The organism is Vogesella facilis, from assembly GCF_042648525.1.
In the GTDB taxonomy this organism is placed as follows: Bacteria; Pseudomonadota; Gammaproteobacteria; order Burkholderiales; family Chromobacteriaceae; genus Vogesella; species Vogesella facilis.
The window spans coordinates 104,086-129,316 of record NZ_JBHRXN010000011.1 but is presented as its reverse complement, the minus strand read 5'-3'; the positions used below and the strand labels follow the sequence as shown (position 1 = coordinate 129,316).

The window sequence follows — 25,231 nt, the reverse complement described above, 5'->3', positions numbered from 1 at the left end:
ACTTTTTGCCGGATTCCGCCCCGTCGCCACGGCCGGGCGTGGCAACAAGCCATGCATCTCTGCTAATATCGCGCGGTTTTCCAGCCCAACCCCTTTCAAGAATCCGGCCGCGATGTCCAACACTCCGCTGTTCCGCACCCTGGTTGCCGACGACATGAACGCCGTCGACCAGGCCATCCGCACCCGTCTGCATTCCGATGTTGTCCTGATCCGCCAGGTGGCCGAGTACATCATCAGCGCCGGCGGCAAGCGCCTGCGTCCGATGCTGACCCTGCTGGCTGGCCGTGCGCTGGATTACAACGGCCCGCATCTGCACAGCCTGGCGGCGATGATCGAATGCATCCACACCGCCACCCTGCTGCACGACGACGTGGTGGACGAATCCGACATGCGCCGCGGCCGCGAAACCGCCAATGCCATGTTCGGCAATGCGGCCAGCGTGCTGGTGGGCGACTTCCTGTACACCCGCGCCTTCCAGATGATGGTGGAAAGCGGCAGCCTGCGCATCCTGCAGGTGATGGCCGACGCCACCAACATCATCGCCGAGGGCGAAGTGCTGCAGCTGCTGAACATCGGCAATGTGGATGTCAGCGAACAGCAATACCTGCAGGTGATCCAGTACAAGACCGCCAAGCTGTTCGAGGCCGCCACCCGAGTCGGCGCCATCATCGCCGAGGCTGCGCCGGAACAGGAACAGGCGCTGGCCGACTACGGCATGCACCTGGGCACCGCGTTCCAGATCATCGACGACGTGCTGGACTACAGCGGCGACGCCGCCACCATCGGCAAGAGCCTGGGCGACGACCTGGCCGAAGGCAAGCCGACGCTGCCGCTGATCTACACCATGCGCCAGGGCCCGGCCGCCGCAGCCAGCGCGGTGCGCGAAGCGCTGGAAGCCGCCAGCCGCGAGCGTTTCGGCGAGGTACTGGCTGCGGTACAATCCTGCGGCGCGCTGGACTACGCCCGCCGCGAGGCGGAAAAAGCCGCCGCCGCCGCCATCGCCGCGCTGGCACCGCTGCCGGACGGCGACTACAAGCGCGCGCTGGCCGAAATCGCCGAACTGTCGGTGGCCCGCGACGCCTGATATTGCATGACGTCTCCATAGTTAAATGGATATAACAAGCCCCTCCTAAGGGCTAGTTGCAGGTTCGATTCCTGCTGGGGACGCCACCCCACCCGACCCGCCCGCCTGTTGGCCGCGCGGGTTTTTTGTTGTCGGCCGCGGCCAACTACACTGGAGTATCCACCCGCAGGAGGCCGCCGCATGAAACCCCGTTACCGGCAGGAGCGCGACTCCTTTGGCGACATCGCCGTGCCCGCCAGCGCCCTGTGGGGGGCGCAGACCCAGCGCTCGCTGCAGCACTTCGCCATCTCCAGCGAGCGCATGCCGCCGGAACTGCTGCTGGCGCTGGCGCGCATCAAGCGCAGCGCGGCGCAGGTGAACGCGCGGCTGGGGCTGCTGGACGCCGCGCTGGCCGACGCCATCGTGCAGGCGGCCGAGCAGGTGCTGGCCGGCGAGCACGCCGACGCCTTTCCGCTGTCGCTGTGGCAAACCGGCTCCGGCACGCAGTCCAATATGAACATGAACGAGGTACTGGCCAACCTGGCGTCGGAGCTGCTGGGCGGCCAGCGCGGCAGCGGCCGGCTGGTGCACCCCAACGACCACGTCAACCTCGGGCAGTCGTCCAACGACATCTTCCCCACTGCCATGCACGTGGCGGCCGCCGGCGCCATCAGCCGCCAGCTGCTGCCGGCGCTGCAGCAGCTGCAGGCCACGCTGGCCGCCAAGGCGACGGCATTCGCCGGCGTGGTGAAGATCGGGCGCACCCACCTGCAGGACGCCACGCCGCTGACGCTGGGGCAGGAAATCTCCGGCTGGGTGGCGCAGCTGGCGCATGCCGATGGCGCCATCCGCGCCACGCTGCCGGCGCTGTACCAGCTGGCGGTAGGCGGCACCGCGGTGGGCACCGGGCTGAACACCCACCCGCAGTTCGGCGCGCAGGTGGCGGCGCGGCTGGCCGCCGAAAGCGGCCTGCCGTTCCGCGTGGCCGACAACCTGTTCGCCGCGCTGGCGGCACACGACGCGCTGGTCGGCGCGCATGGCGCGCTGAAAACGCTGGCGGTGGCGCTGCTGAAGATCGCCAACGATGTGCGCTGGCTGGCGTCCGGCCCGCGCTGCGGGCTGGGCGAATTGCAGCTGCCGGAAAACGAGCCCGGCAGCTCCATCATGCCGGGCAAGGTCAACCCCACCCAGTGCGAGGCGCTGACCATGCTGTGCTGCCAGGTGCTGGGCAACGATGTGGCGCTGAGCATCGGCGGCAGCGCCGGCAATTTCGAGCTGAACGTGTTCAAGCCGCTGATCGCGCACAATTTGCTGCAAAGCGTGCGCCTGCTGACCGACGGCATAGCCAGCTTCGATACCCACTGCGCGCGTGGCATCGAAGCCAACCAGACGCGCATCGGCGAGCTGCTGAGCAACTCGCTGATGCTGGTCACCGCGCTCAGCCCGCATATCGGTTACGACCGCGCCGCGGCCATCGCCAAGCATGCGCACCAGCACGGGCTGAGCCTGCGCGACGCGGCGCTGGCGCTGGGCGAGGTCAGCGGCGAAGAGTTCGATACCTGGGTGCAGCCGGACAGCATGATCTGACGGCCAACCGCGGCCAACGTGCAGCCATGCGCGGCGAACATTGCTAGAATGCGGCGCTTCGTCCGCAACCCGCTGCCGGCACCCGCTGCCGGCAGCACCACCGTGTGAACCGTCATGAACCTGCTGCAACGTCTGTCCCTTCTCGCCATTCTCGGCATCGTGCTGGCCAGCGCGGTGAACCATTTCCTGCTCCAGCCGGCCGCCAGCGCCCAGGCCGCCACACCCGCCAGCAGCCAGGCGCAGTAATGCGCATGGCCGCCCAGGGCTGCCTGCCGGCGGCGTTTGCCGCCTGGCCGCAGCACCCGCTGTACCGCAGCCTGGCGCCGTGGCGGGATGCGGCGCAGTTCGCCGACTGGCCGCGCCAGGCCGAGTACGACGCGCTGCTGGCGCACGCCCGCGGCTGCGGCCAACCTTTGCCGGCCGAGCTGCGCTTTGCCTGCGACCTGGCGCCGGCGCTGTATTACGAGATGCACATCGGCAGCAGCGGCGAGATACCCACCCGCACGCAGAACTGGCACGACTGGTTCGGCGCGCTGGCATGGCTGTCGTGGCCGCAGAGCAAGCTGGCGCTGAATGCGCGCCACGTGCGCGCCATCGAGCGCGGCGAGCTTGGCCGCGGCCCGTTCCGCGATGCCGCCACACTGCTGGATGAATGCGGGGTGATCCTGCCGGTGAGTGATGACACGCTGGCTGCCGCGCTGCATGCCATGGACTGGCAGACGCTGTTCCAGACGCGCGCCGCGGACTGGGGGCGGCACATCGACAGCCACGTGCTGGGCCATGCGCTGTTCGAGCAGGGGCTGGCGATGCATATCGGCTGGTGCGGCAAGGCGCTGCTGCTGCCGGTGGCGGCGGATTTCTTTGCGCTGGACTACTGGCAGCGGCAACAGCAGCTGGATGCCAGCTTGGCCGCATTGCTGGCGGACGACGGCTGGCTCAGCCGCCCGCGCCAGCTGCTGCCACTACCGCTGCTGGGCATCCCCGGCTGGTGGCAGCCGCAGGACGCCGCCTTCTACGGCAACCGCGATTACTTCCGCCCGACGCGGCGGGCGAACTCCGCCACGCTGAACTGAGCCAGGTCGGCCATGGTCGGCTGCAGCAGCTTCTCCACCCCGGCGGCGATGTCGTCGTCGCCGGCACTGCATTCCGGGCGGTAGACGAACAGGCGGAACACGTCGGCCAGCAGGATGTGCTCGGCGCGCTTGAGCAGCACCCAGCTGTCGCCGGCGCCGCGCTGCACGTAGCCGGCCTGCGCCAGCTTGTCCAGCACGCTGCCCAGCTCGTCGTAGCCCACCTTCACCTCGCGGCGCAGGTCTTCCGGCCGCAGCGCCAGGCCGTCGTCCTGGGCGCGGTCCAGCATCACCAGCGCCTCCACCGCGTCCAGGAAGCGGCGGCGCGGTTCATTGCGCCGCTTCCACGCCGCGCCTTCCCAGTACGAGAACGAGGCGGTGAGCACCGCCCCCATCAGCACCACCAGCCACAGGCAGAACAGCCACAGCAGCAGGATAGGCAGGCTGGCGAAGGCGCCGTACACCAGCTGGTAGTTGGCGATCGCGCCGATGTAGAAGCCGAACACCAGCTTGGTGGCCTCCAGCAGGATGGCGGTCACCAGCCCGCCCAGCATGGCGTGTTTCAGCGGCACATAGCGGTTGGGCAGGATGCGGAACAGCAGCGCCAGCACCAGCATGGTCAGCCCGATGCTGCCCAGCGCCTGCAGGCTGTCGTCCAGCAGCGGCGAGATGCGCTCAATATGCGTGGTCTTGAACAGCAGCCGCCAGCCCAGCAGGCCGCCGCCCAGCACCAGCGGCCCCAGCGTCAGCACCGTCCAGTACACCATGCTCTGCTGCAGCCACGGCCGCGCGCGGCGCACGCCCCAGATGCTGTTGAAGGTGCGCTCCACCGTCGACATCAGCATCAGCGAGGTCACCCCCAGCATCACGATGCCGGCGGCGGTGAGCTTCTCGGCATTGTCGGCGAACTGGCGCATGTAGACGGTGATCACCTTGCCGGCGAACTCCGGCACCAGCGTCGACAGCAGCATCACCTTGAAGCGGGTGCTGTAATCGGCAAACACCGGGAACGCCGACATCACCGTCAGCGCGATGGTCAGCAGCGGCACCAGCGCCAGCAGGGTGGTGAAGGTCAGGCTGCCCGCCACCTGCAGCACGCGCTGCTGCGCCAGGCGGCGACGGATGAAGTCGGCAAAGCCGAGCACGGCGGGAACGGGAAAGGACACGGTAAGGGCAAGCCGGTAAAATGCGGGTCGCCAATGTTAACCGATAGGACAGCCCATGCAGGATATTCTGGTGCTTTATTACAGCCAGCACGGCGCCACCCGCGAACTGGCGCGCTTGATCGCCCGCGGCATCGACAGCGTGGCCGGCTGCCGCGCCCGGCTGCGCACCGTGCCCAAGGTATCCACCGTGTGCGAGGCCACCGCGCCGGCAGTGCCGGACAACGGCGCCCCCTATGTGGAAAGGCAGGATCTGGCCGACTGCATCGGCCTGGCGCTGGGCAGCCCCACCCGCTTCGGCAATATGGCTGCCGCGCTGAAATACTTCCTCGACGGCACCGCCGCGGAATGGATGCAGGGCTCCCTGGTCGGCAAGCCGGCCTGCGTGTTCACCAGCAGCAGCAGCCAGCACGGCGGCCAGGAATCCACCCTGCTGTCGATGATGCTGCCGCTGCTGCACCACGGCATGCTGATCATGGGCCTGCCGTTCACCGAGCCGGCCGTGGTCCACACCACCAGCGGCGGCACCCCGTACGGCCCCAGCCACGTGGCCGGCAGCCAGCACGCGCCGCTCAGCGACGACGAAAAGAAGCTGGCCATCGCCCAGGGCAAGCGCCTGGCCGAGGCGGCGAAAAGGTTGGCCGCAGGCGGCTGAGCTAGCGCGCGCCCGGCGCCCGGCTGCCCGGCTTCGCCACCGCGCCGCGCACCTCGAAATTCACCCGCTCCACCAGCTTGCCGCTGCCGTCGCGCAGCTCCAGCCGGTGCCGCCCCGGCCAGGGAAACCACGGCACGCTGGCGCCGCGCGCAATGCGGCGACCATCCAGCCACCACTGCGCCCCGGCCACGCCACGCGCGCGCAACAGCAGCCGCTGGTTGGCCGGCGGAATATCCGGATCCACCGCATAGATGCTGCCGTCCAGCGGCGCCACGATGCCCGCCGCCGCCCGCGTCGCCGCCTGCTGCGGCAGGATCAGCCGCCGCTCGCTGCCGGCCAGGAAATACTCCTGCCGCGCCGCCTCGACCTCGCCCTGATAACGCACCGCCTGCTGGCGCACGCCGGGTGGCGCCGGCGGCGGCAGCGAGGCCAGCCCCCGCTGCAGGTAATCCAGCACGCTCTGCCACACCGGCGCGGCGCCGTGCATGCCGGACACATCCCACATCGGCTCGCCGCCGGCATTGCCCACCCAGACGCCCACGGTGTAGCGGCGGGAGAAACCCAGTGTCCAGTTGTCGCGCATGTCCTTGCTGGTGCCGGTCTTCACCGCGCTCCAGTAGCGGGTGGACAGCACGCTCTCCAGCCCGAAGGTGCGCGCCCGCGCAGTGCGGTCGGACAGGATGTCGGCGATGATGAAGCTGGAGGCGGCAGCCAGCCGCCGCTGCGGCGCAGGCCGCGGCTGGGCCAGCGTCCAGCGCGGCGCGCTGTACAGCCCGCCCTGCGCCAGCGTGCGGTAGGCATTGGCCAGCTCGAGCAGCCGCACGTCCGCCGCGCCCAGCGCCAGGCTGTAGCCGTAGTAATCGCCGTCGTTCTGCAGCGAACTCAGCCCCAGCGCGTACAGCCGATCGCGCAGCGCCGGCGCCCCCACCATGGCGATGGTGCGCACCGCCGGCACGTTCAGCGACGACGCCAGCGCGGTGCGCACCGACACCGGCCCCTTGAAATCGCGGGCGTAGTTCTGCGGCGCGTACAGCCCGGCGGCGGTCTGCATGTCCAGCGGGCTGTCGTCCAGCAGCGAGGCCGCGCTCAGGTAGCGGCGCTCCAGCGCCAGCTGGTACAGGAAGGGCTTGAGCGTGGAGCCGGCCTGGCGCAGCGCCGTCACGCCGTCCACGTTGGCCGCAGACGACAGGCGCCCGCTGGAGCCGACCCAGGCCAGGATGTCGCCGCTGGCGTTATCCAGCACCACTACCGCGCCATCCTGCACATTGCGCTGCGCCAGCGCCCGCAGATGGCGTTGCAGCACGGCAGTGGCATAACGCTGCAGGCCGGCGTCCAGCGTGGTGGCGATGCGGCTGCCGGCGGCCGGTTGCAGTTGCTGCAGCAGTTTGTAGCCGAAATGCGGCGCCAGCGGCGCCTGCCAGGCCGGCGCGGCGCGGCGATAGCTCAGCGCCTGGCTGCCGAGCACGCTGGCGCGCGCGCAGTCGCGCTGGCTGTCGGCCGCTGCCGACGGCTGCCCGCCCAGCCGCGCGCTGTCGCTGTCCATCGCTTGCAGGATGCCGCAGGCGCGTGCCACCACCCGCTCGGTGCCGGCATTGGGGCCGCGCAGCAGCGCCACGATGATGGCCGCCTCCACCCGGTTCAGCCCGGACGGCAGCTTGCCGAACAGCGCCTGCGACACGGCGGCCAACCCCACCTGCTCGCCGCGGAAGCTCACCAGGTTGAGATAGGCTTCCAGGATCTCGTCCTTGCGCCACTCCTGCTCCAGCGCGCGCGCCGACCAGCCCTGCCCCAGCTTCTGCCACAGGCTGCGCCCGCCGGCCGTGGCCCGCAGGTCCTCGTCCAGCAGCCCGGCCAGCTGCATGGTCAGCGTGGAGGCGCCGCGGGTACGGCTGTGCCACAGATTGCCCCAGGCGGCGGCGGCCACGCCGGACCAGTCCACGCCGCTGTGCTGGTAGAAGCGGCGGTCCTCCGACAGCACTAGCGCGTAACGCAGCGCCGGCGAGATATCCGCCAGGCTCACCCACGCCAGCCGTTGCGCCCGCTTGTCGACCCGCAGCTGCTGCAGCGGTGCACCGTGGCGGTCCAGCAGCAGCACGTCCGACGGTTGCCACGCTGCCTTCACTGCGGCAAAGCGCGGTGCGGCCAACGCCGGCACGGCGCACAGTGCCAGCAGCAGGCCGGCCCAGCGCCGCTTACTGCGCACGGGCCACCCGGAACGGCGCATTGGCCAGCATGCCGAACACGCCCGGCGCATACATCGCCTCCACCCGGGTAGCCGGCAGCTGGAACTGCCCCGGATTGTTCAGCCGCACGGTGTACTCCACTTTCAAATTGCCGCGCGGCACGAAGCGGTAGTAGGCGCGGTAGCCGGCAAAACGGCGCTCGACAAAGTCCGGCCAGCCGTCGCCACGCTCGTCGGCCTGCGCCACGGCGATGGCCGAATCGTTGCCCAGCCCGCTGCCCAGGATGCTGGCGCCGGCCGGAATCGGGTCGTCCACCACCACCCAGCTCATGTCGGCCTGGGCGTTGATGTCCAGCGTCACCTTCAGCACGTCGCCGGTGCGGTATTCCCCCGCCTGCTGCTGGCTCACCGCCGTCAGCGTCTTCTTCACGCTGTAGCCGGCATAACGTTGGCCGCTGAACTTCACCGCCGCCTCCAGCTGCACCGTGGCCCATGGCGCGCCGCTGCCCTGGTGCGTCAGCTGCAGCGTGCCGCGGCCCGCCACCGGCCACGGCAGCAGCGGCATGGCGGCGGCGGTCGCCGTGGCAGTGGCGGTAACACGTTTGTCCGCCAGCTCGGCGCTGCTGCTGCCGCTGACGGCCACGTTCTCGTACTGGCGCGAGAACTGCGCCACCGCCAGCTGGCCCCACAGGTTGGCGGTGGTGGTCTGCCAGTGGCCGCGCTGCTGGCGCGCCAGCAGGCCGCTCAGCAAGCGCGGCACGTCGGCCTGCCAGTCCGGCAGCCGGCTGGCCACCAGCAGCAGGCGGGCGGCGTTGAGGTCCGCACTACCCATCAGCCACCAGGCGCCGTCGGCCTCCTCGCCGCTGAACACCAGCCGCGTGCCCTGGTAGCTCAAGCGGCTGCGCAGCAGCTGGCTGGCCTGCGCCAGCCGTTCGGCACGCGCCGGTATCGCCGGCACGCGCTGCAGCAGCTCCAGCCAGTCGACCAGCATGGCGGTGCTCCAGCGCTGCAGCTGCAGGTCGAGCACATCCAGCATCGCCGGCTGGAAGCGGCCATGCCGCGCCAGCGCCAGCATGGCGCCCAGCCGGCGGGCGTCGCGGTCCTGGCGCGAGATCGGCAGCTCGCGCGCCAGGCGGCCTTCGACAAAGGCGGCCAGGCCATCCAGCATGCGCTGGCGCGGCCCGTCCGGAATCGTCTGCCCGGCCTCCTGGCTGACCTGCAGCAGGTAGCTGGTCAGCACATCGCTGCCGCTGCCACGGTCGCCCTCGGCCAGCGGGAAGTAATCGGCCAGCCCGTCGCCGTCCAGGTACAGCGGCAGCTCGGCCATGGTGCGCGCCCACTGTTCGCTGCTGGCCAGGCCCAGCGCCTTGGAACTGCGCTGCTCCAGGCAGGCATACGGGTAGTCGGCAAACCAGCGGCGCACCGCCGGCAGCTCGCTGCCCAGCCTGGACTGCAGGCTGACCCGCACCCCGCCCTTGCCCGCCAGGGCGCCCGGCGGCAAGGCCAGCGGCAGGCTGCGCGGCGCATCCAGCCGCAGCAGCGTGGCCTGCTCCACCGTGACCGCCACCGCCGGCTCCACCTGCTGGCGGAAGGCCAGCGTGTCGCCGCCCTTGCCGCCCGGCTCCTGCGCGCGGATGGTCCACGCCAGCTCACGGACATCCTGCGGCACGGTGAACGGCCAGCTCACTTCGCGCGCTTCGCCGGCCGGCAGGCTGATGCGCTGCGCCGGCAGCTTGCCGCCACCCCAGTCGGCGCCGACCTCCAGCGTCATTGCCCGCGCGCTGCCATTGCGCACGGTAACGGTGGCGGCCAGCTGATCGCCCTCGCGCACCAGCGGCGGCAGGCCGTTGCTGATCTGCACCTCCTGCACCACGTCGACCTCCGCCTCGCCGCTGCCGAAGTAGTTGTCGCCCACGTCCGCCACCGCCACCAGCCGGAAGCGGGTCAGCGCATCGTTCAGCGGCACGCTGAGGTTGGCCGCACCGTTGGCGTCCAGCACCACGGCCGGCTGCCACAGCAGCAGGGTGTCCAGCAGCTCGCGCGTCGGCGCCCTGCCACCGCCGCCGCCCGGCGGCAGCGCCTTGCGGCCGTAGTGACGCTTGCCGACCACCTCCAGCTGCGCGGTGGCGGTTTCTACGCCGTAGCTGTGGCGCTGGTACATGGCCTCCATCAGCTTCCAGCTGTTGTTGGGCTGCAGCCGCAGCAGCGCGTCGTCCACGGCGGCGAACGCCAGCTCGGTGCCGGCGGGCGCCGGTTTGCCGTCCGGCATGCGTACCTGGATGCGTACCTGCACCTGCTCGCGGATGCCGTACTGTTTGCGCTGCGGCGTCACCGTCACCTGCAGCCGGCGCGCCTTGTCGCCCACTTCGATCTCGGCCACGCCGTATTTGAACGCCGGCCGCGACAGATCCACCATGCTGGACGGCGGGCTGTAGTCGCTGCCCTCGTTCCAGTAGGCGCTCCACCACTCCAGCGGCGTTTTCCAGCCCCAGGTGAAGAACGAGTACCACGGCACGTCGCGCACCCGGCCGCGCACCGCCAGCACCGATACGTAGACGTTGGGCCCCCATTCCGGCCGCACTTCCAGTTCGATCACCGGCTGCTTGCCGCTCAGCTCCAGCACGCGGGTTTCCACGATGCCTTCGCGCTCGATGGCCACCCAGGCGGTGGCCTTGCGGAACGGCATGCGCACCTGGAAGCGGGCGATGTCGCCGGGGTTGTAGCTGCTGCGTTCCGGCAGCACGTCGATGCGGTCGTGGTCGTCCACGTCGAACCACACCTCGTCCTGGCCGCTGACCCATACATCCTGGCTGGCCGTCGCCGGGTTGCCCTTGTCGTCTTCCACCCGGGCGATCACTTCCAGGCTGCCGGCCTGCTCCGGCGCCAGCTCGCAGAACAGCATGCCGCGGGCGTCGCTCTTGCCCTTGCACAGGGTGCGCTCGTCGCTGCGCGTCTCCTCGTGCTCCCAGGCGTAGAAGCCGCCCACCAGCCGCTTGCGGCTGGACAGGTACTCGCGCCGCAGCTGCAGCAGGGTGATGTTCCTGCCGGCCTGCGGCCGCCCCTGGGTATCCAGCACCACCGCCTTGATGCCCAGCTTGCGGCCAACCGACACCCAGTCTTCCACCTGCACCCCCACCTGCAGCGCCGACGGCCACAGCGGGATCATGCGCGAGATGGTCTGCGTCTCGCCCGACGGGTCGCGCAGGCTGGCTTCCGCCTGCAGCCAGTACGGGCGGTCCAGCGCCGGCAGCTTGTCGACGCTGATTTTGCCGTTGCCATTGCCATCCAGCTGCAGCGGCGCCTTGTCCAGCAGCAGCTTGCCGTCCAGCGGGTCGCCATCCTGCTCGCCGTCGCGCCGCGGCGGGTTGAAGCTGAAGTCCTGGTAGCCGCGCGGGCTCTCGTAACGGGCCTGCAGCATCGCGCTGACCTGCAGTGGCCAGTTGCGCGCCGCGCCGCCATTGCCCCAGGCCAGGTTCACTTTCAGCGGCAGCGGGCTGCCGGGCACGCCCGCCCCCGCCGGGTAGCTGATGCGGCCGCTCATCACCGGCAGGCGGAATTCCTCCACCCGGAAGCCGCCGCTGTACAGCGAATAGCCGTCCAGCGCCGGCGATGCCGGCTGCCCGTAGTCGCGGCTGCCGCGCACGCCCTTGCGTTCCAGGTAGATGCTGTACTCGCCCAGTTTGGCCGCCTTGGGCAGCGCCAGGCTGCTTTCGGCATAGCGCCCCTTGCGCCAGTTCAGCGGCAGCACCAGTTCGTCGTCGCTGCCATCGTGGCGGATGCGCGCCACCTCCGGCAGTTCGCCGGCCTTGAGCATGGCCAGCCCCTTGCTGTTCTGGATGCGCAGCAGGTGCTTCATCGACACGGTTTCGCCGGCGCGCAGCAGGCTGCGGTCCAGGATGCTGTGCGCGATGATGGCCGGCTCGCCCTCGGTATTGGTGGGGAAGGGAAAACGCCAGGCCTCGATGCCGCGGTTCCAGCCGCTGCGCACGAAGGACACGTCCTCCACGCCCTTGCTGTCCCTGGCGCGCGCGGTGATGAACAGCCCTTCCAGGCTCTCCTCGCCGCTGCAGCTGGCGTCCTGCAGCGCCTTGTCCACCCGCGCCACGCCCTGCTTGTCGGTGTTGCCCTGCCACAGCAGCTGCTCGCGGCAGTCATAGATGCGCACCTGCGCGCCCGCCACCGGCTGCGCCCGGTCCAGCGTGGTGACCCACACCGCGGCGTTTTCCGGCGAGCGCTTGAAATGCACCGCCAGGTTGGTAACCAGCGCCGCGGTGCGCACGTACATCGGCGCATTGGCGCCCAGCAGCGCCTTGCCCAGCAGCCGCGACTCGATCTCCACCACGTGCAGGCCGCGCTGCGGCAGCGGGATGCCCACCACCTGGAACGGCCAGCGCCCCTTGCTGTCCGGCTGCTCCGGCAGCGCAAGGCGGCGGGCGTCCGGCCGGCGCCGCAGCAGCGACAGGCGGCGGCTTTCCAGCTCGCGGCCCTTGGCCACGCTGATGCGGCTTTCGTGGTAGCGCAGCACCTTGCCCAGCCAGCGCATCATATTGCGGTCCTCGCGCGCCACCACGCCCATGCCACTCAGCTGCAGGCCGCGCAGCGGCAGCGCCGCTTCTACCCCGCGCAGCGTCACCGGCAGGCTGGCGTCCTCCGCCGCCTCGATGATGCCGAACGGCGCGGCGGCAAACTTGGCCAGCGGCGGGAAGGCGCCTATCCGCACCGGCAGCGGGAATTTGTCGGCATTCTGCAGCGTGCGGCCAACCTCGTCGCTGAAGCCGCGCGGCAGCGTCAGCTGCAGCGCCTGCTGCGGGGTGAACGGCGGCGCAAAACTGATGCTGTCCAGCGCCTCGCCGTGGTTGCGCTCCAGCAGCGGCTGGCGCTCGCCGTCGGCACCATGCAGACGGATGGCGGCGGCCTGCGCCGGCAATACCGGGGAGCTGAATGCCAGGCTGATGGGTTTGAACGGGATGCAGGCGCCGCGCGCGTTGTCGCGGCTGCAGCTGAGCGTGGCGCGGAACGGCGGTCGCACGCGGTAGTCCAGCCGCTGCGCCTCGCCACCCTGGCGCGGGTTATGCAGCGTCAGCTTGCTGTCCGGCGCCAGACGTTGGCCGCAACGCACGGTGAGGATGCTGGCGGCGTCCTGCTCCAGCTTGAGGTGGCGCAGCAGCACGCCGCGCTCGGCGGCGGGCAGCGGCTGCAACGGCAGCTGCTCCGCCAGCGCCGACGACTGGCAGCTCAGGCCGGGCAGGCTGCCGGCGCGCGCATTGAGCTTGAGCACGAAGGCCTGCTCCTCCTCGATGCGCTCGCCATCCTGCGGCCAACTCTGCACGATGCTGGGCGCCCCGGTGAAGAAGCTGTAGCTGGCCGCCGGCAGCGCCGCGCCCTGCAGATCCTTCAGCCCGGCGCGCAGCGTGAACTGGCAGCGGGTATTGGCCGGCGGCGGCGCGCTGATGTCCAGCACCCAGCTCTTGTCGTCCACCCAGTGGCCGCGCGCCGCCAGCTGGCAGTTCCACTGCACCGGCGCCGCGGCCTGGCTGTCGCCCAGGCGCACCATGGCGGAGCTGAAGCTCAGCCGCACCTGGCTGGGTCGGGTTACCTCGCCCTGCGGGCTGAAGGTGGCGACCCCGGCGGCCAGGGCCGGGGCCAGGTGGAACACGCCGGCCAGGGCCAGCAGCAGAGCGGAGGTTTTCATCGGGCGCCCGCATGCCGGCAGGCATGCTCAGGAAAATCGGGCGCCAATTATGACAGCCGACTCGCAAACACGCCATGCCAATGGCCTGACGGCGGCAGCCGGCGCTAGTCGTCCAGCGCCACCACGCCGCGCGGCACGTCCAGCGCCTGCACCCGGCTTTTCAGCCGCGCCAGCATGATCAGCCCCGGCAGTGCGGCGCAGGTGGAGAACAGGAAGAACGCCGGCCAGCCGATGCTTTCGGTCAGCACGCCGGACAGCGGCCCCACCCACACTCGGCCCACCGCGGCGAACGCCGACAGCAGCGCGAACTGGGTGGCGGTGAATTTCTGGTTGCACAGCGCCATCAGAAAGGCGACGAAGGCGGCGGTGCCCATGCCGCTGGACAGGTTCTCCACCGCCACCGCGAACAGCAGCAGGTAGTCCACCTGGGTGCTGTCCTTCAGCGCCACGATCAGCCAGTCGAAGGCCGGCAGGGTAAAGCCGCTCCACGCGCCCTTGCCGGATACCGCCACCAGCCAGAAGCCGAGGTTGGACAGCAGCTGCAGCACGCCGAACGCCATCAGCGCGCGGTACAGCCCCAGCCGCAGCATCAGCGCGCCGCCGGCCAGCGCGCCGACGATAGTGAGCCAGATGCCGATCACCTTGTTCACCACGCCGATCTCGGCCTGGGCAAAGCCCATGCCCTTGAGCAGGAAGGTGGTGGTGAGCGCGCCGGCAAAGGCGTCGCCCAGCTTGTACAGGATGATCAGCGCCAGAAACGATCCCGCCGCCTCCATGCTGAAGTAGTTGCCCAGCGAGCGGTTGAGGGTTTCGAAGCGCGCCTTCTGCGCCGCCCACCACGCCAGCGGCACCGTCACCGCCATGCCCAGCAGCAGCGACAGCAGGTCCACCCACTTCTTCTTGTTGGGGTTGTCGACGGGCGCGGCGGCCGGCTGGCTGCCGCTCGTCTGAGTGTGCACGGCCGCTGCGGGCGCAAGGTTGGCCGCAGCCTTGGTCAGCCGCGGTGCCGGCGTCTTGGCCACCACTTCGCTGGCCGCCTGCGGCGGGAACAGCGGCGTCAGCGCGCGGTCGGCCAGCGGCGCCAGCACATGGCTGGTGAACTGGTAGCCGATCACCACCGCCAGCAGCAGCGCGGCAAAGCCTTTCAGGTCGTTGCGCGCGTCGCTGGTCGGCGCCACGTTGTCCTTCGGCACCGCCGGCAACAGCAGCAGCGAAGCCGCCGCCGCCGCCAGCATGATGCCGGCCATCACCTGGTACACATTGTTCCAGCTCCAGCCGCTGCCGCTGAGCGGGTCGGCCCATACCATGGCCACGCCGCCGGACAGCACCATCGCCAGCCGGTAGCCGAACACCCCCAGCGACGACGCCAGCCCGCGCTCGTCCGGCGTCACCACGTCGGTACGGTAGGCGTCGATCACCACGTCCTGCGACGCGGACAGGAAGGACAGCAGCACCGCCAGCAAGGCGAAGCCCTGCACGTCGCTGGCCGGCGACAGCGCCGACATCGCCAGCAGCGTGGCGGCCAGGCCGAGCTGGGTGAGCACCAGCCAGCCGCGGCGGCGGCCCAGCAGCGGCGGCTCGAAGCGGTCCATCAGCGGCGCCCACAGGAACTTGAAGGTATACGGCAGCCCCACCAGGCTCAGGAAGCCGATGGTGGCGATGTCGATGCCGTCCACCGTCAGCCATGCCTGCATGGCGGTGCCGGACAGCGCCAGCGGCAGGCCGCTGGCAAAGCCCAGCACCCAGATCATCAGCAGGCGCCAGGCGCCCAGCTGTCGGATATCGCGCATTACGCGCCCCCTTGTTCGGCAAATGCACAGGGCGCCGCAGCGCCCCGTATATGGTGATAGTTGGCCGCACGCTGCCGCACGGATGGCGACGCAGTGCGGGGCGGCACTCAGCCGCGGCTGACGCGGTAGAACGCCAGGCTGCCGCGCAGATTGGGCAGGAAATTCACCTGCCGGCCGTGCGTCATCACCACCCGCTCCAGCACGCGGATGTGGTTCTTGGCGCACAGCGCGTCAAAGTCGCCGAGCATACACCAGTGGATGTTGGGGGTGTTGTACCACTGGTACGGCATGTCGTCGGACACCGGCATGCGCCCGAGCATGATCTGCCAGCGGTTCTGCCAGTAGCCGAAGTTGGGGAAGGTGACGATGGCCTCGCGGCCAACCCGCAGCATTTCCAGCAGGATCTCCTCGGTGTGGCGCATCGCCTGGATGGTCTGCGACAGCACCACGTGGTCGAAGCGCTGGTCTTCGAACTCGGCGAGGCCGGCCTCCAGGTCGCCCTGGATGGCGTTGACCCCGGCCTTGACGCAGCCCACCACGTTGTTAACGTCGAAATCCACGCCGTAGCAGTTGGCCTGCTTGTGCTGCTGCAGCCAGGCCAGCAGCTCGCCTTCGCCGCAGCCCAGGTCGAGCACGCGGCTGCCCGGCGGAATCCAGTCGGCGATCAGTTGCAGGTCGGGGCGGAGAGAATCGAAAAAGCTCATGCGTTCACCTCCTCGGCCACGCGGTTCAGGTAGGCGCGCATCAGGTCGACATACGGCCCGTCGGTCATCAGGAAGGCATCGTGGCCATGCACCGATTCGATTTCGCCATAGCTGACGCGCTTGCCGGCGGCGATCAGCGCTTTCACCGTCTCGCGCGAGCGTTCCGGCGAGAAGCGCCAGTCGCTGGTGAAGCTGGCCACCAGGAAGCTGGCGCTGGCCTTTTTCAGCGCCGCCACCAGGTCGCCGTCGTAGTCCTTGGCCGGGTCGAAGTAGTCCAGCGCCTTGGTCATCAGCAGATAGGTGTTGGCATCGAAGTAGTCGGAGAACTTGTCGCCCTGGTAGCGCAGGTAGCTCTCGATCTCGAACTCCACGTCGTAGCCGAACTTGTACTCGCCGGAGCGCAGCATGCGGCCGAATTTCTCGCCCATGCCGTCATCCGACAGGTAGGTGATGTGGCCCAGCATGCGCGCCAGGCGCAGGCCGCGACGCGGGATGGTACCGGCGGCGTAGTAGTCGCCGCCGCAGAAATCCGGGTCGGTGAGGATGGCCTGCCGCGCCACGTCGTTGAAGGCGATGTTCTGCGCCGACAGCTTGGGCGCCGAGGCGATCACCAGCGCGTGGGCGATGCGCTCCGGGTAGGCGATGCTCCACTGCAGCGCCTGCATGCCGCCCAGCGAGCCGCCGATCACCGCCGCCCAGCGCGTGACGCCCAGCCGGTCGGCCAGCCGCGCTTGCGAAGTGACCCAGTCCGGCACCGTCATCACCGGGAAGCGCGAGCCCCACGGCTGGCCGCTGGCCGGGTCGATGCTGGACGGGCCGGTGCTGCCGTGGCAGCCGCCGAGGTTGTTGACGCCGACCACGAAGAAGCGATTGGTGTCGATGGGCTTGCCGGGGCCGATCATGTTGTCCCACCAGCCGGCGGCCTTGTCGTCCGCGCTGTAGCGGCCGGCCACATGGTGGTGGCCGGACAGCGCGTGGCAGATCAGGATGGCGTTGCTGCGCTCGGCGTTCAGCTCGCCATAGGTTTCGAACACCAGCTCGTAAGCGGGCAGCGTGATGCCGCTGGCCAGATCGAGCGGCGTCTCGAACAGTGCGCGCTGCGCACTGACGATACCGACGGAAGATGCGTTATTGGGCATGCGTTTCTCTTTGCTAGTCGGCGGCGGGCGGGGGGCTGGTCTTTGCGACTCTGCCCCGCCCGCATCAAGGCTTCTCCATGGCAAGCCGCGATTATATCGGTAACACGCGCTTGCGCACCTGGCTAGCCGTTCCCGATAATCGGCGTCCCTTCCTGCTGGATGCTGCGATGATCGGCCGCCTGTTCCGCCTGTTCCTGCTGCTGTGCGTGATCTACCTGGCGCTGCGCTGGCTGCTGAACCGGCAGCAACGCCAGACGGTGCACGAGTTCGTGCGCGCACTGGCCATCGCGCTGCTGGCCAGCTCGCTGCTGCTGCTGGGGCTGTTCCTGGCCGGTATCCGCCTGTAAGCGCGAATTTTTTGCCCGCCGCGCTGTCAGAATTGGCCTGCCCCGCCGACTCACCGGCATCACCTGCCAGGAGATGCGCCATGTTGATTCGCCACCCCGCCGACATCCTGCCGTCGGACATCACCCCCGAGAGCGTCTACCTCGACCGCCGCCAGTTCATGGCCGGTGCCGCCGGCCTGCTGCTGCCGGCCTCCGCGCTGGCGGCGCTGCCGGCGCGCAAGAGCCCCTACTCCAGCAGCGAGCCGGCCAACAGCCGCGACGAGATCACCCACTACAACAACTACTACGAATTCGGCACCGCCAAGGACGAGCCGGCGCAGTACGCCGGCCGCCTCAAGACCCAGCCGTGGAGCATCGTGGTGGATGGCGAGGTGGAAAAACCGCGCAGCTTCGGCATTGAGGAGCTGCTGAAATACCCGCAGGAGGAGCGCATCTACCGGCTGCGCTGCGTGGAAGGCTGGAGCATGGTGATTCCGTGGATCGGTTTTCCGCTGGCCAGCCTGCTGGCACAGGTGCGGCCAACCTCGAAGGCGAAATACGTAGCGTTCGAGACCGCGCTGCGGCCGGGCGAGATGCCGGGCGTGGCACGGCGGGTCTTGGCCTGGCCGTACCGCGAGGGGCTGCGCATCGACGAGGCGATGCACCCGCTCACCATTCTGGCGGTGGGGCTGTACGGCGAGGTGCTGCCCAAGCAGAACGGCGCGCCGATCCGCCTGGTGGTGCCGTGGAAGTACGGTTTCAAGAGCAGCAAGGCCATCACCCGCATCCGGCTACTGGAAAAACAGCCGCCCACCAGCTGGAACCAGGCGGCGCCGGACGAGTACGGCTTCTACTCCAACGTCAACCCGGCGGTGGACCACCCGCGCTGGAGCCAGGCCAGCGAGCGGCGCATCGGCGAATTCCTCAAGCGCAAGACGCTGCCGTTCAACGGTTACGGCGCGCAGGTGGCGCAGCTGTACAAAGGCATGGATCTGGTGAAGAACTTCTGAGAACCGGTTTACGATCTGCTGCGCTTCGGCGATACGGCGTTGATAACGTCTTCGAAATGCTCATTTACTGTTCGTAAACTCCGCTTCCTCAGCCATTCTCGCCTTGTCTCGCGCTAGCTCGCGAGATCGTAAACAGGTTCTGACATGACTATGAATACTACCCTTGCGGCCAACCTTGCCCGCCCGTCGCCGCGCCAGCTGTCCTGGTTCAAGGGCGTGGTGTTCCTGCTGTGCCTGCTGCCACTGGCGCAGATCGCCGAGGTGGTGATCAGCGGCACGGCGGTGAACCCCATCGAATACCTGACCCGCGCGCTGGGGGTGTGGACACTGCGCTTTCTGCTGCTGACGCTGGCGGTGTCGCCGCTGCGCTGGCTGGGCGCCCCCGGCTGGCTGCAACGGCTGCGGCGCATGCTGGGGCTGTACGCCTTCTTCTACGGCGTGCTGCACCTGACGAGCTATTTGTGGCTGGACCAGTTCTTCGACTGGCGCGCCATCGGCCACGACATCCTCAAGCGGCCGTTCATCACCGTGGGCATGACCGCCATGCTGCTGATGCTGCCGCTGGCCGTCACCTCCACCGACGGCTGGATGCGGCGGCTGAAGCGCAACTGGGGCCGGCTGCACCGGCTGGTCTACCCGCTGGCGGTCTGCGGCGTGCTGCATTACTGGTGGCTGGTGAAGCGCGACATCAGCCAGCCCATGCTGTATGCCGCCATCCTCGCCGTGCTGCTGGCCTGGCGGCTGTGGCAACGTTGGCCGCGCCGCGTACAATGAGCGCCGCCTTGATTGTGCGGCAGATGACCGGGTAGCTCGAAAAAGCCCGGTTGCCAGGCAAGACAAGGCGCGAATGAAAAATCCCTGGCCGATATGTAAGCCGGGATTTTTCGTGAGTAACGCAGTATCGCGACGAAAGCGGGAATTTTTCGAAAATGGCCAAGGACAAGACACCGGTAACCCAGGCGGTGCGCGTACTGCGCGAACAGCAGGTGGACTACAGCGAGCACCTGTACAAGTACGAGGAACGCGGCGGCACCGCGGTCTCCGCCCGCGAGCTGGGAGTGGACGAGCACGCGGTGGTGAAGACGCTGATCATGGAAGACGAGCAGAAAAAGCCGCTGATCGTGCTGATGCACGGCGACTGCGAGGTGGGTACCGGCATGCTGGCCAAGCAGATCGGCGCCAAGAAGATCAGCCCCTGCGACCCGAAAACCGCCGACCGCCACAGCGGCTACCAGGTAGGCGGCACCAGCCCGTTCGGCACCAGGGCCGCGATGCCGGTGTACATGGAGGCCAGCATTGCCGAGTTGCCGCGCATCTACATCAACGGCGGCAAGCGCGGCTTCCTGGTCGGGCTAAGCCCGGCCGAAGTGCAGCGCGTGCTGCGGCCAACCTTGGTCAGCGTGCGCGCCTGATGGCTGCAGTCTGCTGACTGTGCCAGTCGGATAACTGCACTAGCCTGATTACTGCTCCAGCTCGATCGCCTGGAAGCGGCGATCCATGCGCCGGCGGTAGCGCATGCGCAGCGCGAAGCCCAGCACCACCGAGAACGCCATCCAGTACGCCATGTTCAGCACGCTGCCCCACACCAGCGGCGCGATCACCCCGGCCAGCAGCGTCGACATCATGGTCTGCACGAAGCCCTGCACCGACGACACCGTGCCGCGCAGGTGCGGAAACTGGTCCATCAGCACGATGGTGATCGATGGCGCCGCCACCGACATGCCCACGGTGTACAGCCCCAGCGGCAGCACCGCCCACGGCACGCTCGGCGTCAGCAGCCAGGCCTGCAGCAGGTTGGCCGCCGCGGCGGCGAACATCAGCCCGTAGCCGAGGCTCACCTGCTCGCGCGCCGCAAAGCGCCCGGCCAGCCGCCCGGAAATGAACGCCCCCAGCATGATGCCGCCCACCGCCGGCCCGAACAGCCACAGAAAATCGTTGTGCCCCAGCCCCAGGTGCTGCATCAGGAACACCGGCGCCGCAGGGATGTAAACGAAGAAGCCGGCAAAGTTGAAGGTGACCGCCAGCGCCAGCAGCTGGAAATCGTGCTTCTTCGCCACTTCCAGATAGTTCGCCGTCAACTGCCCCAGGTGCAGCGAGGAACGCTGCGCCGGCGGGTGGGTTTCCGGCAGGCGGCGCCAACTGGCCACGAACAGCCCCAGCCCCACCAGCGCCATGAACAGGAAGATCGAGCGCCAACCGAAGGCGCCGAACAGCCAGCCGCCGATCACCGGCGCCACCGCCGGCGCCAGCGAGAACAGCATGGTGACCTGCGACATCATGCGTTGCGCGTCATGGCCGGTGAAACGGTCGCGGATGATCGCCCGCCCCACCACCAGACCGGCGCCGCCGCACAGGCCCTGCAGCGCGCGGAACAGCAGCAGCGTGCCCAGATTGGGCGCCAGCATGCAGCCGATGGAGGCCAGCGCGAACAGCAAGGAAGTCACCAGCACTACCGGCCGGCGGCCAACGGCATCGGAAATGGCGCCATGCCACAGCATCATCAGGCCATAGCAGAACAGGTACACCGACAGCGCCTGCTGCATCTGCAGCGGCGAGGCCGCCAGCGCGTGGCCAATGTCGCTCATCGCCGGCAGGAAGGTATCGATGGAAAACGGCCCAAGGGTGGCCAGGGCGGCCAGCAGCAGCGCCAGCGCGCCTTGCTGCTTGTTGGCGGAATCAGCCATGGAATAACGGTGCTTTCTCAAAAGGTTGGCCGCGCACTACACTGTGCGGTTTCAAATTAGCCGTTTTGTACATTAGGCGTTGGCAGCCGTTTTTGTCGACTGTCCTACATGACGGATGCGATGCCGGAAAGGGCCCCACCATGCTGCGCTACTACCATAACCCCCGCTGCTCCAAATCGCGCGAAGGCCTGCAATTGCTGCAGGAACGCGGTGCCGAGCTGCAGGTGATCGAGTACCTGAAAACCCCGCCCAGCGCCGACGAACTGCGCCAGATCCTGAGCTTGCTGGGCATCCCGGCCCGCGCGCTGCTGCGCAGCAAGGAGGAGGAATACCAGGCGCTGGGGCTGGCCGATGCCAGCCTGAGCGAAGAGGCGCTGATCGCCGCCATGCTGGCGCACCCGCGGCTGATCGAGCGGCCGATCGCCGTCGGCGCCAACGCCGCCGCCATCGGCCGCCCGCCGGAAAACCTGCTGGCGCTGCTGTAAGCGCCGCCCCGCCAGACGCAAACGGCCCGGTTTCCCGGGCCGTTTGTCATTGGCTAGAACAACTGCTCTTTGACGTTCTCCACCGCATCCTGCGGCGGCGTGGCCGGCTCATCGCCGGTCGCGTCCGACGATTGCGGCGCGTGGTTGCCGTTGCCCGGCACACTGCCGCGGTTGTTGATGCGCAGTTCCGGATTGGTGCTCTGGAATTCTTCCAAGAAGTATTCGTCGTTGCCGCGCAGGCCGGCACCGGCTTTCACCACCACGCCCGGCGGCGGCGGCAGTTCGAGATCCGGCACGCCTTTCAGCGCATTGCCCATGTAGTTGACCCAGATCGGCAGCGCCGCGGTGCCGCCGTAGCCATAGCGGCCCAGGCTGCGCGGCTGGTCGAAGCCGACCCAGGTCACCGCCACCAGCGACGGGTTGAAGCCGGCGAACCAGGCGTCACGGAAATCGTTGGTGGTACCGGTCTTGCCGGCGATGTCGCTGCGCCCCAGCGCGGTGGCACGGTTGGCGGTGCCGTAGCGCACCACGTCCTTCAGCATATTGCCGATGATGAAGGCGTTGCGCGGGTCGATCGCCTGCGGCGCGTTCTGCCCGGCCACCGCCGGCGCGGTGCGCGCCAGCAGGCGGCCGTTGGCATCCTCGATGCGCTCGATGAAGTAGCCGCGGGTGCGATAGCCGCCGTTGGCGATCACCGAGTAGGCTTCCGCCATCTGCATCGGCGACGCCTGGCCGGCGCCCAGCGCCATGGTCAGGTAGGCCGGGATGTTCTTGGGATCGAAGCCGAAACGCTGCGCGTACTGCTGGGCGAAGTCCGGGCCGATGGCCATCATGATGCGGATCGACACCAGGTTTTTCGACAGCGCCAGCGCACGGCGCATGCTGATCATGCCGGCATATTTGCCGTCGTCGTTCTTCGGATCCCAGCTCTGGCCGCCGATGGTCTGCGGGTCGATGGTGATCGGCGCGTCATTGATGAAGGTGGCCGGGGTAAAACCGCGGTCCAGCGCCGCGGAGTAGATAAACGGCTTGAAGGTAGAGCCCGGCTGGCGTAGCGCCTGGGTCACGTGGTTGAAGCTGCGACGGTTGAAGTCGAAGCCGCCGACCAGCGCCTTGATGGCACCGCTGCGCGGGTCCATCGCCACGAAGGCGCCTTCCACTTCCGGCATCTGGGTAATCTGCCAGTTGCCCTTGGCATCCTGCTGCACGCGTACCTGGGCGCCGGGGCGCAGGCGCTGCGCCGGCGTGGCGCGCTCGGACAGCGCGAAGCGGGCGAAGCTGAGGCCGCTGCCGGTGACGTCCACCCGCTTGCCGCCACGCAGGTACAGCCGCACCCGCGACGGGTTGGCCGCCAGCACGATGGCCGGCTGCAGGTTGCCGCTGTCGCGAATGGCGGACAGCGTCTCGTCCAGCGTTTCCTCCAGCTCTTCCTGCGGGATGGCCGACAGGTCGACGAAGGATTCCGGGCCGCGGTAGGACTGGCGGCGGTCGTAATCCATCAGCCCGGCGCGCAGCGAATCGAATGCCCACTGCTGGTGATGGCTGTCCAGCGTGGTGAACACGCGGTAACCCTCGGTATAGGCGGCTTCCTTGTAACGGCCGTACATCGCCTGACGCACCATTTCCGCCACGTACTGCGCCGGCAGGCTGCTATCCAGCGTCTGCCGCGCCAGCACCAGTTTTTCCGTCTTGGCGGCCTCGTACTGCTCGGCGGAGATGAAGCGCAGTTCGTACATGCGCCGTAAAACATACAGTTGCCGCAGGTGCGCCCGCTCCGGGTTGACCACCGGGTTATAGGTGGACGGTGCCTTGGGCAGGCCAGCCAGCATCGCCATTTCGGCAATGCTCAGCGTATTCAACGGCTTACCATAATAAGCCTGCGCGGCGGCGGCAAAACCGTAAGCGCGCTGTCCCAGGTAAATCTGATTGATATACAGCTCGAGAATCTGGTCTTTCGATAAAGTATGCTCAATCTTGAATGCCAATAGCGCTTCGTTGAATTTGCGCGTGAAGGTGCGCTCACTCGACAGGAAGAAATTCTTGGCCACCTGCATGGTGATGGTGCTTGCCCCCGAATGCGTGCGTCCTGATACTATATTTCCAACAGCAGCGCGCATTACCCCCAGGTAATCGATACCGCCATGCTGGTAAAAGCGCTCGTCCTCGGCGGCCAGCAATGCCTGCTTCATGTATTGCGGCACATCTTGAATGCGGGTAAAAGAGCGGCGCTCTTCGCCAAACTCACCAATCAATACGTTATCTGCGGTGTAAACACGCAGCGGCATTTTGGGACGGTAATCAGTGAGGATGTCCAGGCTGGGCAGGCGCGGATACGTCACGATGATCGCGATAACTACCAGCCCGGCCAGCAACACGCTGGCCGCGGCAATAAAACCCGCGATCAAGATCACAACACGCTTGAGCATGATGTTCTAGCCTATAAATGGGATGGCGCATTATACCTGTATGGTAATGCCGCACGATGATTTGCAACGAGCGCAAGCAACAAGCGCCGCGATAAGGGAGGTTGGCCGCCGGTACCCGGCGTCCACACGCACATGGCAGTAGAAAAACGTCGTTTTGACTTTGCCGGCATGCAAAACGTTCTGGGCAACTGGCTGAAACCCGCCCAGAACTCCTTGCTTGGGGTGGACGTGAGCAGCTCTGCGGTCAAGATCGTGGAGTTTGGCGCCATCGGCCACACCCCCCAGCTGGAACGCTATGTCATTGAGCCGTTGCCCAAGGACGCCATCGTCGATGGCAACATCAACAACATGGAAGAGGTTGCCGGCGCCATCAGTCGAGCCTGGAAACGGCTGGATAGCGGCACGCGCCGTGCCGCGGTCAGCCTGCCCACTTCCATGGCCATCTACAAGAAAATCCTGGTGCCCGCCGCCGCGGACGAGGACGACCTGGAAGTGCAGGTCGAACGCGAGGCCAACCAGTACATCCCCTTCCCGCTTGCCGAGGTCAACCTCGACTACCAGGTGCTCGGCCCCTCGCTGAACAGCGCCGGCGACCTGGACGTGATGATCTGCGCGGCGCGCAAGGAGAAAGTCGAAGAGCGGGTGGCGGTAGCGGAAATGGCCGGGCTGAAGGTGGAGATGGTGGACATCGACGCCTTCGCCATGATGACGGCGTTCGAGCAGATCCAGCAGCAATTGCCGGATCAGGGCATGAACCAGACCTTTGCCCTGTTTGATATTGGCGCCAGCAAGATCCAGTGCTCCATCATCCGTAACGGGCAGCAACTGTACTACCGCGAACAGGCTTTCGGCGGCAGCCAGCTCACCCGCGATATCCAGCGCCGCTACGGCTACAGCTACGAAGATGCCGAAGTCGCCAAGCGCTCGATGACCTTGCCGGACAGTTTCGAGAGCGAGCTGCTGCACCCCTTTGTCGATTCGCTGTCGCAGGAAATCCAGCGTGCACTACAGTTCTTCTATACCACGGTAAGCGTATCGCAATACCTGCGCGTGGATTACATCCTGCTGGCCGGCGGCTGCAGCATGTTGCCGGGGCTGGATGATGCGGTCCTGGCCCGCACCCAGATCAGCACTATGATCGCCAATCCCTTCACTACCATGACCCAGGCTCCGCGTATTCCCCTGAAGGAATTGCTGCTGGATGCGCCAGCCCTGCTGGTTGCCTGCGGACTCGGCCTGCGGAGATTTGACTAAC

At 68.0% G+C, this 25,231-nt stretch carries 19 protein-coding genes and 1 tRNA gene; 12 read left to right on the top strand and 8 right to left on the bottom strand.

Annotated elements, in window-relative coordinates; genetic code table 11:
• The first annotated feature begins 112 nt into the window (after positions 1–112).
• The 5 genes from ispB (at position 113) to ACFOLG_RS06005 (ending at position 3,723) form a co-directional block, all read left to right on the top strand.
• A complete protein-coding gene (ispB, locus tag ACFOLG_RS06025) occupies positions 113–1,084 on the top strand; it encodes an octaprenyl diphosphate synthase (protein ID WP_386089589.1) in 972 nt (323 codons plus the stop codon).
• A gap of 11 nt (positions 1,085–1,095) precedes the next feature.
• A tRNA-Arg gene (locus ACFOLG_RS06020) sits at positions 1,096–1,170 on the top strand.
• A gap of 94 nt (positions 1,171–1,264) precedes the next feature.
• Positions 1,265–2,650: a class II fumarate hydratase gene (gene fumC / locus ACFOLG_RS06015; RefSeq protein ID WP_386089586.1), complete on the top strand. Its 1,386-nt coding sequence runs from the start codon at positions 1,265–1,267 to the stop codon at positions 2,648–2,650.
• 114 nt (positions 2,651–2,764) lie between these two features.
• Positions 2,765–2,896: a hypothetical protein gene (locus tag ACFOLG_RS06010; protein ID WP_386089584.1), complete on the top strand. Its 132-nt coding sequence runs from the start codon at positions 2,765–2,767 to the stop codon at positions 2,894–2,896.
• Entirely contained in the window at positions 2,896–3,723 is an 828-nt protein-coding gene (locus tag ACFOLG_RS06005; protein ID WP_386089581.1) for a DUF3025 domain-containing protein, read from the top strand. The genes ACFOLG_RS06010 and ACFOLG_RS06005 overlap by 1 nt, the downstream gene beginning before the upstream one ends.
• Here the strand turns inward: ACFOLG_RS06005 and ACFOLG_RS06000 are convergent.
• Positions 3,678–4,886 (bottom strand): YihY family inner membrane protein, encoded by a 1,209-nt coding sequence (locus ACFOLG_RS06000; protein ID WP_386089579.1) that lies wholly within the window; start codon positions 4,884–4,886, stop codon positions 3,678–3,680. The two genes, ACFOLG_RS06005 and ACFOLG_RS06000, sit on opposite strands and share 46 nt — an antisense overlap.
• Positions 4,887–4,941: 55 nt before the next feature.
• Here ACFOLG_RS06000 and wrbA point away from each other — a divergent pair, with 55 nt between their 5' ends.
• Entirely contained in the window at positions 4,942–5,538 is a 597-nt protein-coding gene (gene wrbA / locus ACFOLG_RS05995; RefSeq protein WP_386089576.1) for an NAD(P)H:quinone oxidoreductase, read from the top strand.
• Position 5,539: 1 nt separating this feature from the next.
• Here wrbA and pbpC read toward each other — a convergent pair whose 3' ends face one another.
• From pbpC to metX, 5 genes are all read right to left on the bottom strand, one after another.
• The gene (gene pbpC / locus ACFOLG_RS05990; protein ID WP_386089574.1) at positions 5,540–7,741 is read right to left on the bottom strand and encodes a penicillin-binding protein 1C; all 2,202 of its coding nucleotides are present in this window, start codon (positions 7,739–7,741) and stop codon (positions 5,540–5,542) included.
• Positions 7,731–13,412, bottom strand: a complete 5,682-nt coding sequence (locus ACFOLG_RS05985) for an alpha-2-macroglobulin family protein (RefSeq protein ID WP_386089572.1) — start codon at positions 13,410–13,412, stop codon at positions 7,731–7,733. Before ACFOLG_RS05985 ends, pbpC begins: the two co-directional genes overlap by 11 nt.
• Before the next feature lie 104 nt (positions 13,413–13,516).
• Positions 13,517–15,202, bottom strand: coding sequence for an AmpG family muropeptide MFS transporter (locus tag ACFOLG_RS05980; RefSeq protein ID WP_386089570.1), 1,686 nt, complete (start codon positions 15,200–15,202; stop codon positions 13,517–13,519).
• Positions 15,203–15,309: 107 nt separating this feature from the next.
• Positions 15,310–15,906, bottom strand: coding sequence for a methionine biosynthesis protein MetW (gene metW / locus ACFOLG_RS05975; protein ID WP_386089568.1), 597 nt, complete (start codon positions 15,904–15,906; stop codon positions 15,310–15,312).
• On the bottom strand, positions 15,903–17,045 hold the full coding sequence (gene metX, locus ACFOLG_RS05970) for a homoserine O-succinyltransferase MetX (RefSeq protein WP_386089566.1): 1,143 nt from the start codon (positions 17,043–17,045) through the stop codon (positions 15,903–15,905). The genes metW and metX overlap by 4 nt, the downstream gene beginning before the upstream one ends.
• Positions 17,046–17,212: 167 nt before the next feature.
• Between metX and ACFOLG_RS05965 the strand changes: the two genes are divergently transcribed.
• From ACFOLG_RS05965 to ybaK, 4 genes are all read left to right on the top strand, one after another.
• Positions 17,213–17,392, top strand: a complete 180-nt coding sequence (locus ACFOLG_RS05965; RefSeq protein ID WP_386089564.1) for a protein MIGRI — start codon at positions 17,213–17,215, stop codon at positions 17,390–17,392.
• An 80-nt stretch (positions 17,393–17,472) separates the two neighbouring features.
• The gene (gene msrP, locus ACFOLG_RS05960; RefSeq protein WP_386089562.1) at positions 17,473–18,381 is read left to right on the top strand and encodes a protein-methionine-sulfoxide reductase catalytic subunit MsrP; all 909 of its coding nucleotides are present in this window, start codon (positions 17,473–17,475) and stop codon (positions 18,379–18,381) included.
• A 144-nt stretch (positions 18,382–18,525) separates the two neighbouring features.
• The gene (locus tag ACFOLG_RS05955; RefSeq protein WP_386089559.1) at positions 18,526–19,155 is read left to right on the top strand and encodes a protein-methionine-sulfoxide reductase heme-binding subunit MsrQ; all 630 of its coding nucleotides are present in this window, start codon (positions 18,526–18,528) and stop codon (positions 19,153–19,155) included.
• Positions 19,156–19,310: 155 nt separating this feature from the next.
• Positions 19,311–19,793, top strand: coding sequence for a Cys-tRNA(Pro) deacylase (ybaK, locus tag ACFOLG_RS05950; protein WP_386089556.1), 483 nt, complete (start codon positions 19,311–19,313; stop codon positions 19,791–19,793).
• Positions 19,794–19,841: 48 nt separating this feature from the next.
• On the opposite strand, the gene ACFOLG_RS05945 is transcribed toward ybaK, so the two are convergent.
• Positions 19,842–21,065 (bottom strand): multidrug effflux MFS transporter, encoded by a 1,224-nt coding sequence (locus tag ACFOLG_RS05945; RefSeq protein WP_386089554.1) that lies wholly within the window; start codon positions 21,063–21,065, stop codon positions 19,842–19,844.
• 140 nt (positions 21,066–21,205) lie between these two features.
• On the opposite strand from ACFOLG_RS05945, the gene arsC reads away from it, so the two are divergent.
• Positions 21,206–21,550 carry an arsenate reductase (glutaredoxin) gene (arsC, locus tag ACFOLG_RS05940; protein WP_386089552.1) on the top strand — a complete coding sequence of 115 codons (345 nt, stop codon included), beginning with the start codon at positions 21,206–21,208 and terminating at the stop codon, positions 21,548–21,550.
• A gap of 53 nt (positions 21,551–21,603) precedes the next feature.
• Here the strand turns inward: arsC and ACFOLG_RS05935 are convergent, their stop codons facing one another.
• The gene (locus ACFOLG_RS05935; protein ID WP_386089549.1) at positions 21,604–23,976 is read right to left on the bottom strand and encodes a penicillin-binding protein 1A; all 2,373 of its coding nucleotides are present in this window, start codon (positions 23,974–23,976) and stop codon (positions 21,604–21,606) included.
• Positions 23,977–24,144: 168 nt separating this feature from the next.
• Here ACFOLG_RS05935 and ACFOLG_RS05930 point away from each other — a divergent pair, with 168 nt between their 5' ends.
• A complete protein-coding gene (locus tag ACFOLG_RS05930) occupies positions 24,145–25,230 on the top strand; it encodes a pilus assembly protein PilM (RefSeq protein WP_386089547.1) in 1,086 nt (361 codons plus the stop codon).
• Position 25,231: the final 1 nt, after the last annotated feature.